The organism is Aquimarina spinulae, from assembly GCF_943373825.1.
Taxonomy (GTDB): domain Bacteria; phylum Bacteroidota; class Bacteroidia; order Flavobacteriales; family Flavobacteriaceae; genus Aquimarina; species Aquimarina spinulae.
In genome coordinates this window covers 2,395,178-2,410,070 of sequence record NZ_CALSBP010000002.1, presented here as the reverse complement: position 1 = coordinate 2,410,070, position 14,893 = coordinate 2,395,178, and the positions used below count along the sequence as shown (strand labels likewise).

Here is a 14,893-nt window from a genome sequence, read left to right as displayed (position 1 = left end):
TTTCTTATTTAATTGGTTGTATTGTAAATGAATAGTTGTGTTTTGTTGGTTTTATGGTGTATTCATCATGTACTAAACGCCCCCAGGAAGTATCTCCACCTACTCCCATTTGTTGATAGTCGATATTCCATTGGATCGTTTTTCCTTTTTTAATATCTGCTCCGTGTTTCTTAGTAACCGGAACTAATCCCGAGGCAGAAGCCGCACCATCTTTTTCGCTGTTAAAATCCAATTCGGTCATAGCAAAAGGCCAAACACTACTATTGAGTAATGATGAAGAGCTGTTGGTCTTAATAGCTACTGTACTCGAAGCAATTTTCATCCATCTTACATCGGTTTTATTCCCCGTTTCTTGTGGTCTGGAGTAGGTGTGAAATTGCGAATCTACGACACCCGTATATATTCCTGCTTTAACTCCCGTTTTGCGATCCCAATAACTTTCTTCTGGCCCATTACCATACCAGGATACCTTCTGAAATGTGTTCGGTACCGTAAGGTACATTCCTAATCTAGGGATGTTAGGTAAATCACTCTGGTTTGGAGCAAAGCTAAAATCTACTGTCATTTCTCCATTGGCATTAATATGATACGTTACAGCTACATTTGCTTCGTTTGCAGGAAGTGTATAGGCTACTTTATAAGAAACACCAGAGTTTTTTGTAACAGGGTTTTCGACAAGTTTTGCTTTATAATTATAAGAAGCATCTTGCCATATTTTGGCCCATTTATCCATACCATTACCTAAATCATTATCTGTAGGAGGGCGCCAAAAGTTAGGTTTAATAGGGTGATTGGTAATCACAATTCCATGATGTTTCCAGGAAATAATTTCACCGGTTTTTTTATCAAGTTTCAGATTCACTATTTCGTTTTGGATGTCAATAGATTGATCTTTAGATGTGATTTTTAAATCATTAGAAACTGAAGGCGTATTCATAAATCCAGTTCCTTTTTGAATAACAAATTGATCCCATGCAATTTCATGCCCTTTAGGAAGTAATGAGTTCGCATCTTTTTGAAGTAAGCTTACCTCTAGAATGTATTCTTTGTTTTTGTCTAAAACCTTAGGGAATTTTTCTAGAGTTACTGCTTTTTTCTCTCCGGGTAATACAAATGCCGAAATTCCATTACTTTCTGCTATTTTAACACCATCTTCTAATACTTTCCATGAAATACTTTTATCAGTAAAATCCTCGAAGAAGTTTTTATTTTCTATTTCTATAACTCCTTTTCTGGTCGTATAAAATTGTGCAGGTTCATATACTTTCTTTACTTCGGATAAATGCGGGTGTGGATTTCGATATGGATCTACTAATCCATTATTTAAAAAGTTACCATCTGTAGGTAGATCAGGATGATAATCATGCCCGTATGCTAAATATGGATTTCCGTTTTCGTCTTTATATTCTAAACTTTGATCTACCCAATCCCAGATAAACCCTCCCTGAAGATTTGGGTATTTTTCAATAATATCCCAATAGTCCTGTAGATTGCCAACAGAATTACCCATAGCATGTGCATATTCGATCATGATCGAAGGTTTATCAGAATCAGATTGGCCATGATGAATCAGGTATTCTGGTTTTGGATACATCGGGCAATACACATCGGTATACTCTTCTTTACCGGCAGGTTCATATTGTACAATTCGATTATCATCGTGTTCTTTTAACCATCTATAAGTGGTTCTAAAAATTTCTCCTTCTCCCGCTTCATTTCCTAATGACCAGGAATAGATAGATGGGTGATTTCTATCTCTATAGAACATTCTTTGTGTTCGCATCATATGTGCAGGCAACCAACTCATCTCGTTACCGATTTGAGTTTTTTCGTCTATAGCCAATGGGTGACTTTCTATATTGGCTTCATCAATAACATATAATCCATATTGATCACATAGATCTAACCAATAGGGATCATTAGGGTAATGTGCACTTCGTACGGCATTGATATTATTTAGCTTCATCGACCTGATATCTTGTTCCATAGAAGCTCTGGAGACTACATGTCCTGTAAACGGATCAGTCTCATGCCGATCTACACCACGTATATAAATGGCTTTACCATTAATTAAAACCTGACTGTTTTTAATTTCTACACGTTTAAATCCAACATGTCGATTAATATATTGATTACTATTACCCTGATCAGGGTTTTCTAAAGTGATTGCCAAATTATATAGATTCGGAATTTCGGCGGACCACTTTTTAACGTTGTCTATTATTTTTTCTGTAGTAAAATCAATTTTTGATTGTGCCGGTATTTTTACCTCTTCTGAAGCAGTATAAATAGTATGTTCTCCATCTAATACAGTAACAGATACCGTTCTGGTCACGGCATCTTCAAGATTATTGGTGACCGATATGGTTCCTTTAAAAACTCCTTTGGTATAGGATTCATCTAAGTTGGTGTAGGTATAATAATCAGAAACAAATACTTTGGGTTGTGTATATAAATACACATCTCTTTCTATACCACTCATTCTAAGCATGTCCTGGCTCTCTACATAACTAGCATCACTCCATCGAAAAAGTTGTAATGCGATAAGATTTTCTCCCTTGTTAAGGTATTGGGTTATATTAAATTCTGCGGGTGTTTTACTTCCTTGAGAATAGCCTACATACTGACCATTTATATATACGTACATGGCAGATTTAGCTCCCGCAAAATGAAGAATAACATCCTCTGATAAGAAGTTTTCATCTAAATGAATAAATTTTCTATACGTTCCCACAGGATTATAATCTTCGGAAACATTAGGCCATTTGGTTGTAAAAGGATACCTCTCATCGAGATAGATTGGTTTTCCATATCCTTGAACTTCCCAATTTGCAGGTACAGGAATTGTACCCCAGTCTTGGTCTATATATTTAGTATGTTGAAAAGTTGTTGGACGCTGCTTAGGATCTTTTACCCAATTAAATTTCCAATCTCCGTTTAGACCTAAAAAACGTTTCGACTTTTCTTTTTGCTTTATCAATTTGGATTCAAAGCCAAAAAATGTAGCTCTGGGAGGCAGTTTATTTTCTTCGAATACCTGATGATTAAAATGATTCGTTTGTTCTGAAACAGGTTGTAAAGGCTCTTTACTACAACTATATATTCCTATTATCTCTGCTAATATGATTAGATGTTTTAATTTCATGACTGTGTTATATTTCTTTAATACTCTGCATGTAGTCTTCTGCAAATACTTTATCGAGATAAAAAATTAATTCTTCTGCATTTTCTTTAGTAAAAATAATAGGAGGCTTAATTTTTAATACATTGTGATCCGGACCATCTGTACTCATTAAGATGCCATGATCTTTTATCCTGTTGGCCAAATAATCAGCATGATCCGCCAGAGGATTCATGTTATTATCTACAAGCTCAAAACCAAGAAATAATCCTTGTCCCCGAACATCTCCTATGATTGGATATTTTATAGCTAATTTTTGTAGTTCTTCTTTTAGAAATTCTCCAATTTCTAAAGCGTGAGATTGTAGATTTTCGCGTTTTACGGTTTTAAGAACTGCCGCCCCTATGGCTGAAGAAACCGGGTTTCCTCCAAAGGTGTTAAAGTATTCCATTCCATTAGCAAATTTGTTGGCTACCTCTTGTGTGCAAACAACTGCAGCCAGTGGATGTCCGTTACCTAAAGGCTTCCCTATGGTTACAATATCAGGGATTACATCATACAATTGAAATCCCCAAAACGTTTTTCCTAGTCTTCCGCATCCTACCTGTACTTCATCAGATATACATAATCCTCCTGCGGCACGAGTATATTCGTAGGCTTTAGGTAAAAAACCGTCTGGCAATTCGATCTGGCCACCGCAACTTATAATAGGTTCTATAATAAAAGCACCAATTCCTCTTCCTTTTTTATGTACATCATTAATACAATTCTGAACCTCTAGAGCGTAGCGCTCTCCCGTATTTTCTCCTCTGTATTTTCCCCTATACGCATCAGGTAAAGGGAATATATGAGTGTGCTCTGGGGCTCCATGACCTCCATGACCATCAAATTTATAGGAACTAATATCGATGCACATATTGGCATTTCCATGATACCCAACTTCTGAAGCTATGATATCACGTTCTCTGGTTACAGCTTTAACCATTCTAATGGCTAGTTCATTAGCTTCACTTCCGGAATTAACAAAATGCAATACATTTAACTCCGGAGGTAAGGTCTCTATCAATTCCTTGGCTAATTGATTTATATTGTCGTGTAGATAACGAGAATTAGTATTAATCAAGGCCATTTGTTCTTGTCCTGCTTTGACTACAGCATAATTTTCATGCCCTACATGAGCTACATTATTTACCGTATCTAAATACTTTTTACCATATTGATCTATTAGGTATTGTCCGGATCCACGTACCATTTTAATGGGTACTTTATATTGCAAACTCAGGCTTTTGCCAAGGTGTTTTTTTCGGTAAGTGATCAATTCTTCATTAGTAGTATCACTTTGAGAGCTCAAACTTTCTAATTTGAATAATGAGTTTGGATCCGGGCATAGCGCTTTCCACACTTCTATTTGATTGTAATAGGCTACCCCAGGAAAATCTACGGTATAATCCAGCATAGAAAGCATAATCTGAAAATGTAGATGCGGAGCCCAATTTCCATTTTGAGTCGGATCACCAAGATATCCAATACACTCTCCTTTTTTTATACTATCTCCAGGCCGTTTTTGTGTCGTACTATCAACCGTTAAATGCCCATATAGTGTATAGAATTCTAATGAACTCGTTTGATGTTTAAGTATAATTAATCCTCCGTAGTTTTTGTCTCCGGCATGGTTAAATGCTGTAACAACTTCTCCGTCTAATACTGCATGAACCGGAGTATTAGAAGGGAGCCAAAAATCTACCCCAAGATGGACCGTTCTGCTTTCTCGTCCGCTATTTCCTGTTTTATCATAAGTAGTTGATGTGTATAGTGCTCTTGGTTCTAGATATCCGCCTGCAATAATCTTATCTGTATTTTCTTTTTGAAGACGATCTACTTTAAATTGAAATATGTCTAAATCATTAAATTCTTGTTGATGTCCAACCCATTTGCTGGATACGCTCAAATCTAAAAGGCGCACTTCATTTTTTTGAACCGAAGGAAATAATTCTGATAAAGAGTAGTTATTATTTTCTACCCAAACGCTAAAGGCTTTCTCATTGGGATGTGCAGAGTACCCACAGGTATTCCTAAAACTATAATGAGCATACTCCTCACTAATTTGCCTCCATTTTTTTAGTACTTCCCAAGCTGGTTTTTTACTAATTAGTAAGTATGTATTATCGGGTTCTTTGATTTTATTAATAGCCGATTTTGTAACAGAAATTACCAGGCGCATAGCTATTGCTACATACAGATATTTTATTTCATCTTCTTTTAACGGAAAAGTAGCATGGTATCCTTGCAGTATTGGTAAAGCCGCTTCTAGTGGGTCATTATGATTCATTATGGCATATGCACAAGCAATGGCCACATCATTAATGATCTGAGTGTGTATCGCATCTCCATAATCTATTGCTGCTTTAACCTTGGGATGAATCAAGTCTTCTGAAACAATAACATTATTATCGTTAGCATCATTGTGAACTACCGATTTTCTAAGTGTAGCATATGAATCCTGAATAGTTTCAAATCTATCTTGAAAGAAAGAAATGATATCCTTTTCTTCTCCTTCAAACAGGTGTACATGTTCTGTGGTCCATAAAGATTGTGCGATGTCCCAAACAAATTCCCGATGTGCTTCGGGATGATCAAACCCTTGTAAAGCACTTGTTAGTAAACCGCACTGTTCTCCTAAGCTATATCGCAAAGAATCTAATTGCGGATTAACACCGCTCCACACTCTACCACTTATCCAGGATAATAAACGTACTTTTCTAAGCGCATTATTTTCATCGATAATTTCGGATATGTCATTTCCTTCTTTGTCTCTAATTACTCTGGGAGCTATAAGGTCTTTTCCATTTTTCTCTACGTATTCTAATAACTGTTGTTGATACTCCAAATAATTAATATGTTCATCAGGTCTTGATATTTTAAGAATGTATCCATCTCCATGTTCAGTTTTGATCCTAAAATTAAAATCAATTTCTCCAGGAAGAGAAGAAGCTTTTCCTGTAATACCGAACAATTGTTGTAGTATTTGTTCTGCCTGATTAGTAGTTACCTGTAAGGTCGAATATTTCATCATCTATTCCTTTATTAATAACATTATAATGTGTGCTGCACTCCAGCTAAAATTTTGTGCATGTAAGCCTTGTCCTGTTAATGGGTGATAATTTTCTCGAATTGCTTTCCCTTTTTCTAATAACCCTTCTGCTCCTTCGATGATTTGTGCAGTAGCCTGATCTGCTTCTTTATCGAATCCATAATTGCGTAATCCTTTTACACCAAAATAAGATTGATCCAGCCAATTAGGACCTCTCCAATAACCTTTTAAAGGATCAAACTTTGGATGATCTGCAGACATGGTCTGAAAAGGCATTTTGGTGTAGAATTTACTGGGATTCATCATCTTATTTTTCACAGCTTCTGCTTGCTTTTGGGTTGCTACATTTGCCCAAAGAGGTGTCCACCCTTCACTACCTTCTCCTTTTATAAATGTTGTTCCGTTTAGGTTTGTATCATAAAACCAACCATCTGCGGGGTCATAGAATTGGTTTTGAATTGTTTCTTTTAATTTTTTTGCTTCTACCTGGTATTGTTTTACATCATCATCTTTCTGAATAGCTTCTGCAAGTTTTTCTAAATGCAGTTTTTCTGCATAGAGGTACGCATTAAGATCAACACTTTCCTGATCCAAAGAATAGGCTCCTTCTTCATTTTTAAGAATTTTAGAATCGTCAAAACGAATGGCATTATCCATACCACTTTCCCATTTGGCAGCAACAAGACTTCCGTCGGTAGATCCATACTCACATAGTCCGTCTTTATCATGATCTCGTTTTTGATACCACCAGTAATGGTATTTTTTAAGCTTAGGATACAATTCTTTTACAAAATCAAGATCATGATCTTTTTCATAAATTTTAATTACTGCCCATGCAGATAATGGTGGTTTTGTATCTCGATAGTTATGCTCTTCTATGCTTGTATCTCTGTATACGCAATCTGCTACAAAACCATCTTCATTCTGAAATTCGAACATTAATCGCATTTGTTTTTTGGCTAATTCTGTATTGTAATAGGATAATCCAACAGCGTGTTTCCACGAATCCCATGACCAAAACCCGTTAAACCACTTGTAGTGATAACTGGGGAACAACCCTTCGTGTTGTATTTCTCCTGCAGGAATACGCCAATTGTTTTGTAAGGTAAGATGCGCTTTGGCCATTAATTTGGCATATTTATCATCTTGAAACTTTTCTTTTCTTGCGTCGATCAAAGAGGTTAACTGTGTTTCTTTTTCGATGCTGCGCTTACTTAAAATAGTGTCGAAATCAATAGTAGCGATCGTTTTTTGTTCTTCTTCCCAGGAGTATTCGGGAAAAATAAAGGTCTGAGAAACCACAATCTCTTTAGTCGTTTTTGGTTTTAAATGTAGTTGCTGGCTCTTAGTAGTATAAGAACTATCGGTGCTTGTGATTTTTGTTTCATCAGGAAATACAATATATCCCGTAGCATTTGATTTTGTGGAGTGTATAGAGATTTTATTTTCTGTCGATTCTAATCTTAGCGTTTTTGTTAAAAGCTGCTTGTTTTTCCAATTATACGCTAACTCAATGGTTCTATCGGTTTTGTTGGTAAGAGTATACTGTATTAATGCCGAATGTCCAGAGGCAAATACTAGTTTTTGTTTTAGTATTAGATCATTGTTTGTAAAGGTCTGTTCTAAATGACTGTTGTATGCGGTTGTTTTATATTCACTCCATGAAATGTCTCTAATATTTAGTTTTACAAGCATCTCACTGCACCAAATTCCATTTTGCTGAGTCATTAAAAAAGGCCCTGAGAACCCGGGAGAAGGGCGAATTGAATCAGGAAAACTATAAGCAAACCATGCTCCCTGATCCGAAAACATCAACCCAGACTTATCTGTAGAATCTTTTGGAGTAACGCTATAATTGAGGATGTTTTTACTATACGAGAGGTATTTTTTTGGGGTAATGACGGGTGATGTTACCTTTGTTTGTTTTTTACAACCAAAACACGATATGAGAACCGAAATTAGTATAAATAGAGCATTTTTATTCATTGTTCTGAAGTTTAATTTTCCAATTTATCTTATAGGTTTCTTTTGGATTCAGGGTGCTTAATCCGAGTTTGTTATTAAAACTATTAGATGGCCCTGTTTTGGGTTCGAGGGCTATTATATTTCTTTTTTCAGGCGTAAATACTTGCAGATAATTTTCTTCAGAAGAAGACTCAAGCATCAAACAATAGTCAGGGGTATTAAATTTTGCTGAATTAGTATTAAGAATATAGCAATCATCAAACAGTCTGTCTTTGATCTGGATAGGCCCTTTTATAGTAATATCCTTAATCTTCATAGGGATCATATCCTTGTCGAATACTAGCTTTTTATTGCTTTCAACAGTAAGAAAACTCTCGTGTAAATCACTACTTAAAAAATATGGGTGCCAGCCAATAGTAAAAGGAAAAGGGGTTTGATCCGTATTGATTACAGCCACAGAGAGCTCTAAAGCATTAGCAGATAAAGTGTATGTTAAATATATAGTGTATTTAAAAGGAAATCCTTTTACTCTTTTAGTTTCTTCATAGCCAATGGTTACAGTAGCATGATCAACACAAATTTCTTCTTTTATAAATTGAAAGGTTTTATTATATATTAGACCGTGTAAAGCATTGTTTTCTTCTTTTACATTTAAGTCTAAGGTGTACTGTTTGTCTTTAAAACTATATTTTCCATTCTTTACTCTATTGGCAAAAGGAAATAAAACAGCAGAGGCATAGGTAGTATTATAATCTAATAATTCTAACCCTGCTATTATACTTTTGCCTTTAATGGATAGTCTTTGTACGCTTCCTCCTAAATTTAAAGCTATTATAGCACTCGAACTTTGATCTGCGGTTAAAAGTTCAATATGATGCTTAGGATGTATTTGTTGTTTTATGTGATTTATTTGATACAAAAGCTAAAGAGAGTTTCTTAAGATTAGATTATTTATGTTTTCGATTCTAATTTGTTCTTTATTCATGATCATTTCGGCTAAGCGCTCTCCCATTTTATTGAAATCGGTAGAAATAGTGGTTATACCTCCTTCTACAATTTCTTTAAGAAGTGTATCATTATAGGATATGATACCAATATCTTTTGCAAGAGTAAACTCTACCTCTTTGATTTTTTTTATGATACGAATAAGACTTCTGTCGTCTGGAATTATATAAACTTCTCCTTTAGTTAATGTTCTTTCTTCAAGAGAGTCAATTACTTCACTATTAAAGTGATACGTATTGCAAAACATTTCAAAACCTTCAAACATTCCCGAAGGTTGTTTCTGTTCCTGAAAAAGGAGTACTAGTTTTTGGTATTTTTTTAAAAGATGAAGCCCCTTTACCAAACCAGTTAGAATATCTTTCTTAAAATTTTGATGAATAGCAGGGTATTGAGCAAGCTCTTGACGAGTTTGATCCAGTATGTACACTTTGTCTTGAGGGAGTATATCTAAAACAGAAGGAATATCATTTAGATTGGCAGGCATGATAACATAATAATTGTAGTTACCAATATTGTCATAAATCAATTTGCTAAATACATCATAATTGAAATGATGAAAATAAATGTCTACCTCTACATTATTATTTAAGCTTTTTAAAAAAGAATTATACAAATCTTCTTTAAAGGCATTTAATTCATCAAACAGTAAAAAAATCTTTTGGGCGATTTCAATACTTTCACTTTTTACATAATACCCTTTACCAGGAACAGAATTTACAATTCCTCTTACTTTTAAATCATTGTAGGCGAGTAATACGGTATCTCTCGAAAGGGAAAACCGAAGCTTTACACTGTTAATTGATGGTAGTTTATCTCCACGTTTATACTCCCCAGATAAAATAGCACTTTCAATTGATGAAATGATCTGTTTGTATTTAGGGACACCTATATTATCTACTACATTAATTGTTTTCATGCTACAAATATATCATATTTTTTCTTTTAAAAAACTGGTAGGTACTAGTTGCTTTTTTAGAAACTAAAATTCTATATTGCGCCAATATTTTACGTTAAAACCCTCGTAAAATGGGGGATTATCACCAAAAAACAATGTGATTATGGAAGCAAAAAAAAAGAAAAACCAATGCTATTCATTTCTTTTAACTCTGCTTGGGCTTACTCTATTTGGATTCGCTAATACTTATGCGCAAAATGCAGTAATAACAGGTAATGTTTCAGAAAATAGTAGCGGTTCTCCTTTACCAGGAGTTACAATTACAATTAAAGGAAACGAAACTCAGGGAACACAAACTGATTTCGATGGAAATTATTCAATTGAAGTTTCCGATTCGCAAACAACATTAGTATATAGATATTTAGGATTTGTAACTAAAGAAGTTCTGGTCGGAAATCAAAAAGTAATCAACATTAGCCTTGAAGAAGACGCCCAGAGCCTGGGAGAGGTAGTTTTGGTAGGTTATGGAACACAAAAAAAATCAGAATTAACCGCTGCCATTACTTCGGTAAACATAGAAGAGATACAAAAAATTCCTACTGCCGATATAGCAACATCTTTGCAAGGGCAAGTAGCTGGGCTTAATGTAGCAATAGCCAGTGGTGCCCCGGGGAGTGCTCCGGTAATTAGGATTCGTGGTATGGGTACCGTAAATAATAATGATCCTTTATTTGTAATTGATGGGGTTCCGGGAGATTTATCTTATGTAAACCCTGCCGATATCCAAAATATAAGTATTCTTAGAGATGCGTCTGCTGCTACTATTTATGGTTCTAGAGCCTCTAATGGAGTAGTTATTGTTACTACAAAAAGAGGAAAAAGAGGAGACCCGCAGGTTGTGGTAAACTCGTATATAAGTACACATTCTATTAATGATAATATAGAGGTGGCAAATAGAGCTCAACACGATCAGATAAAACTCCAAGCGTATGCAAATGTAGGAGAAACTCTTGCTCCATATCTTACTAATGGAGAACAGTATGCAGATTCTGATTGGGCTGACGCTTATTATAAAAACGCTTTTGAACAGAAACATGATATTGGAATTTCTGGAGGTTCTGAAAATACTACCTATAATTTTTCGGCAGGTTATTTTGCCAATTCAGGAACTGTGATTAATACAGATTTCAATAGATTTAATACCCGACTAAATATGGATATCAAATTGTTGGATAACCGTTTAAAGATTTCTCCTGGTTTGGCCTATGCCAAAGAAAAAAGACGAAGTATTTTTGAACCTCTTGCTGGAGGTAATGCCAGCTTTTCTCCGTTTCTAAACATCTATTCGCAATTACCTCATAAAGCAATTTATGATGCAAATTCGTTAAATGGATTTGCTACACCAGCAACTGGTTTAGGCTCGGGAAATCCAATAGGTCAGGGAGAATTAACCGATCGTATTGATCGTGATGAATACACTCAATTTAATATTGCAGCCAACTTAAAATTATTTGATGGTTTAAGTTATCAATTTCAATATGGATTAAATGTAGAAAACGAGCACTTCTTTTTCTTTCAGCCAGCATTTAATTTTGGACCACAGTCTATTAATGAAGATCCTTTTTTATCTGAAACCAGATCAAGAACTACCAGTTGGACATTAAACAATACGTTAAACTATGTCAAAACATTTGGAGATCATGATTTTGATATCCTTGTTGGTGGTTCTAAAGAAGAAAATGTATTTAACTCGGCGGGAGGTAGTAATAATAGATTACCATCTGATGCAATACAGGCGCTAAGTGCCGGGATAGGAGATGCTTCTTCTTTTGGGCGAAATTTTTCCAGTACATTACAATCTGTTTTTGGTCGTTTAAGTTATGATTATGCTAATAGATATTATGTGCAGGCCAGTGCCAGAAGAGATGGTTCGTCACGCTTTAGTTCTAAGAATCAATATGGTACTTTCTATTCGGTTTCATTGGGTTGGGCAGTTCATAATGAAAACTTTTTTAAGTCGGATTTGTTTACTCAACTAAAACCTCGTTTTAGTTATGGTACATTAGGAAATCAGCTTATCCCTAATCATTTATTTTTGGCAAGGATTGGTTCTGGAGGACAGCAATTAAACTATCCATTTGGAGAAGATGTAACACAAGCAATACTATCTGGTGCAATTGCTACTTCACTACCAACACCCGATATTCGATGGGAAGAAACGGCAACTACCAATGTTGGTATTGATATCGGTTTATTAGATAATAGAATCAAGGCTTCTTTTGATTACTTTAATGCCAAGACTACAGACATGTTGGTATTTACTAAAGTTCCTGGTACTTCTGGAATTACCACAGATCCTTTGACTAATGCAGGAGATTTAGAAAATAAAGGATGGGAGTTTTCTGCTACCTATAGCAGTAAACAATACAAAGATTTTTCTTTTGATGTTACTGCAAACCTAAGTACTTCAAAAAATAAGATTACAAAGCTTGGAGTAGAGGGCGAAGCTCGTACCGATGGTTTTATAGAATTTAATAATTTCCCTACCACTCGTACAGAAGTAGGAGGAGAAATTGGTCGATTTTATTTATTTGAAGCCAATGGAATATTTCAAAATCAGGCAGAAATTGATGCGCATGGAGTTCAACCAGATGCTGCTCCGGGAGATTTACGATTTACCGATATAAATGGAGATGGTCAATTAAACGATGATGATAAAAAATATATGGGCAGTGGACTTCCTGATTTTGAATATGGATTAACGCTTAATGCTAAATACAAAAACTTCGATGTTAGTGTATTCTTTCAGGGAACCCAGGGAAATAAAATCTACAATGGCGTAAAAATGTGGTTGTATAGAACAGATAGAAATAATGTGTCTTCCGATTTAGTTAATGCCTGGACACCACAGAATACGAATACAGATATTCCAAGAAACGCATTTGGTGATCCTAACAATAACATTAGACCTTCTAGTTATTTTCTAGAAGATGGATCATATTTAAGACTAAAGAACCTACAAATAGGATATTCGATTCCAGAATCTGCAATAAGTAAGATTCCTGTTTCGAGAATCAGAGTATATGCAACTGCCAATAATCTATTTACCATTACAGATTATTCAGGTTTTGATCCAGGTTTGGGAAATGGAGGAACATTTAATAGAGGAGTTGATAGAGGATTCTACCCACTAACCAGATCCTTTATTTTCGGTATTAACGTGTCTATGTAATAGTTAGAAAAAATTAAAAAACAGAACAATGAAAAAAATTAGTTATTTATTAATTATAGTTCTTTGTATAGGAATATTGCACTCTTGTAGTGATGAGTTTTTGAATGTTCCTAACAATGAGAATTTGACCGATTCTAGTTTTTGGCAAACAGAAGAACATGCACTACAAGCCTTAACAGCTACTTATGGTGCAATGCATAGTGCAAGTGGAAGTAAGTGGGCTTTCTTTGAAGAGGTATATACAGCAATGGCATATCGTGCTGATGATGTGACCAATAATACAGCAGAAACATATAGCCGATCCCTTGCCAGTTTCTCTAACACTACAGAAGATACAGGTCCATACAATATATGGCAAAGTAGTTATGCAGGTATAGGGCGAGCTAATCAGATCATACAAAGAATACCAGAAATGGAAGCTTTGTCTCAAGAGAATAAGAATACGATTGTAGCCGAAGCAAAATTCTTAAGAGCACTATACTATTTTTGGCTGGTAACCGGTTTTGAAAATGTGCCGTTGGTAACTACTTATGAAACCGAATTAGATCGTCTTTTTGTATCTCAGGTAACTCCTGATAAAATATGGGAGCAGATAGAAAAAGATTTGGCAGAAGCAGAACCAAATTTATTGACAGAGCATTCATCAGAATGGAAAGGAAGAGCTACACAAGGTGCTGCAAAAGCATTATTGGGTAAAGCGTATTTGTTTCAGGAAAAATGGAGCCAGGCAGAAGTCAAATTAGGAGAAGTAACCGATATGGGATATTCTTTATTAACGAATTATGCAGATAATTTTAATGGAGCTGCCGAAAATGGAAATGAAAGTATATTTGAGATTCAATTCTCTGGAGATCGTGCTAATGGGAACGACGAACGACAGGTTTTTAACTTTCAGGTATCTCCCTATGCCTTTGGTGGGTGGGAATTATTCTACCCTTCTGATTGGTTGGTAGAAGAAATGAAAACAGATTTAACTACAGGAGGAGAAATTAGTGAAAGAGTATATGAAAGTATTTTCTTTGATGACCCTAATTCTGAAATGTATAGTAGAGACGCCGATGCAGTTATTGCATATAGTGCTGTCTCTGGTGATCTTAACCACCCTAAATACTTCAAAAAATACGCTTTTAATCAGGATGTAAGCTTTTATAACGGCACAAACATTGCTTTAATTCGATATGCCGATGTTTTACTAATGTATGCCGAAGCTTTGAATGAAAATGGGAAAACAGATCAAGCGATAGTAGAGATCAATAAAGTTAGAGAACGAGGCAAAGCTGCTCCATTAGGAACAATGACTCAAAGCCAGCTAAGAGATCAAATTCGACATCATGAACGCCCGGTTGAGTTAGCCATGGAATTTGGTATTCGTTGGTTTGATCTTTATAGATGGCAAAGAGGAAGCACAGCCACAGAATCGATAAAAACAACACTAGAAAATCACAACAAACCATTTGCAGAGAATTTTCAGGATAAACATATTTTATATCCCATACCATTACAGGAAATAAATATTAATACCAATCTTAAACCAAATCCTGGATGGTAAAAAAACCCCGAAAGTTGAGTTAGTTATTAGAACTA

The 14,893-nt window shown here is 35.2% G+C and carries 7 protein-coding genes; 2 read left to right on the top strand and 5 right to left on the bottom strand.

What is annotated here, in order from left to right; translation table 11 throughout:
* Positions 1-4 precede the first annotated feature (4 nt).
* Genes lacZ through NNH57_RS16265 form a run of 5 tightly spaced genes read right to left on the bottom strand, consistent with a single transcriptional unit; the run spans position 5 to position 10,098 of the window.
* On the bottom strand, positions 5-3,145 hold the full coding sequence (lacZ, locus tag NNH57_RS16285) for a beta-galactosidase, LacZ type (RefSeq protein WP_108809224.1): 3,141 nt from the start codon (positions 3,143-3,145) through the stop codon (positions 5-7).
* Between the two features lie 7 nt (positions 3,146-3,152).
* The gene (locus NNH57_RS16280; protein ID WP_108809223.1) at positions 3,153-6,194 is read right to left on the bottom strand and encodes an aminotransferase class III-fold pyridoxal phosphate-dependent enzyme; all 3,042 of its coding nucleotides are present in this window, start codon (positions 6,192-6,194) and stop codon (positions 3,153-3,155) included.
* Complete coding sequence (locus NNH57_RS16275; RefSeq protein WP_108809222.1) at positions 6,195-8,198, bottom strand: MGH1-like glycoside hydrolase domain-containing protein; 2,004 nt, start codon at positions 8,196-8,198, stop codon at positions 6,195-6,197.
* A complete protein-coding gene (locus NNH57_RS16270) occupies positions 8,191-9,096 on the bottom strand; it encodes an aldose 1-epimerase (RefSeq protein WP_074406812.1) in 906 nt (301 codons plus the stop codon). The genes NNH57_RS16275 and NNH57_RS16270 overlap by 8 nt, the downstream gene beginning before the upstream one ends.
* A gap of 3 nt (positions 9,097-9,099) precedes the next feature.
* Positions 9,100-10,098: a GntR family transcriptional regulator gene (locus NNH57_RS16265; protein WP_108809221.1), complete on the bottom strand. Its 999-nt coding sequence runs from the start codon at positions 10,096-10,098 to the stop codon at positions 9,100-9,102.
* A gap of 142 nt (positions 10,099-10,240) precedes the next feature.
* Between NNH57_RS16265 and NNH57_RS16260 the strand changes: the two genes are divergently transcribed.
* Together NNH57_RS16260 and NNH57_RS16255 are read left to right on the top strand one after the other, a co-directional pair.
* Positions 10,241-13,309 (top strand): SusC/RagA family TonB-linked outer membrane protein, encoded by a 3,069-nt coding sequence (locus NNH57_RS16260; protein WP_108809220.1) that lies wholly within the window; start codon positions 10,241-10,243, stop codon positions 13,307-13,309.
* 28 nt (positions 13,310-13,337) lie between these two features.
* Entirely contained in the window at positions 13,338-14,858 is a 1,521-nt protein-coding gene (locus tag NNH57_RS16255) for a RagB/SusD family nutrient uptake outer membrane protein (RefSeq protein ID WP_108809219.1), read from the top strand.
* Positions 14,859-14,893: the final 35 nt, after the last annotated feature.

Coding starts and splice junctions, on each gene's coding strand:
- lacZ (WP_108809224.1), bottom strand. CDS start 3,145: ATGAAATTAAAACATCTAATCATATTAGCAGAGATAATAGGAATATAT.
- NNH57_RS16275 (WP_108809222.1), bottom strand. CDS start 8,198: ATGAATAAAAATGCTCTATTTATACTAATTTCGGTTCTCATATCGTGT.
- NNH57_RS16260 (WP_108809220.1), top strand. CDS start 10,241: ATGGAAGCAAAAAAAAAGAAAAACCAATGCTATTCATTTCTTTTAACT.
- NNH57_RS16280 (WP_108809223.1), bottom strand. CDS start 6,194: ATGATGAAATATTCGACCTTACAGGTAACTACTAATCAGGCAGAACAA.
- NNH57_RS16265 (WP_108809221.1), bottom strand. CDS start 10,098: ATGAAAACAATTAATGTAGTAGATAATATAGGTGTCCCTAAATACAAA.
- NNH57_RS16255 (WP_108809219.1), top strand. CDS start 13,338: ATGAAAAAAATTAGTTATTTATTAATTATAGTTCTTTGTATAGGAATA.